This is a genomic window from Algoriphagus aestuariicola, from assembly GCF_017254835.1.
Classification (GTDB): domain Bacteria; phylum Bacteroidota; class Bacteroidia; order Cytophagales; family Cyclobacteriaceae; genus Algoriphagus; species Algoriphagus aestuariicola.
This window is the reverse complement of record NZ_JAFKCW010000083.1, coordinates 1-281: the sequence shown is the minus strand read 5'-3', so window position 1 is coordinate 281 and position 281 is coordinate 1. Positions and strand designations below refer to the sequence as shown.

Below are 281 nucleotides of genomic sequence, written 5' to 3'. Positions count from 1 at the left end.
AGCGTGCGCGTGGGCCGGAAATAGAGGTCGCGCAGTACGGGCTGCTGGCGCGGCCCGACGATGCCGGCCAGCTCGGACAGCTTGACGGTGCCCTGCGCGGGCATCCCGATCCCCAGGTCGATAAGGCCCCAAGCGGTGTCGCCATCGGCGGGATCGAGCGCCGCCAGCAGCCAAGTCACATGCGCGTCGGGCGTGAACAGCCGCACCACGGGCACCGGGTCGATGGCCCGGCCAGCGGCACGGGCCTCGCCGTTGGCGAGCAGTTGCGCGCGCTCTGGGTC

1 protein-coding gene is annotated in these 281 nt (G+C 72.6%); it reads right to left on the bottom strand.

Annotated features, from left to right (window positions below; genetic code table 11):
* Positions 1–281 (bottom strand): DUF2958 domain-containing protein (locus tag J0A67_RS22920; RefSeq protein ID WP_241265316.1); only part of this gene is annotated, 281 nt, incomplete at both ends.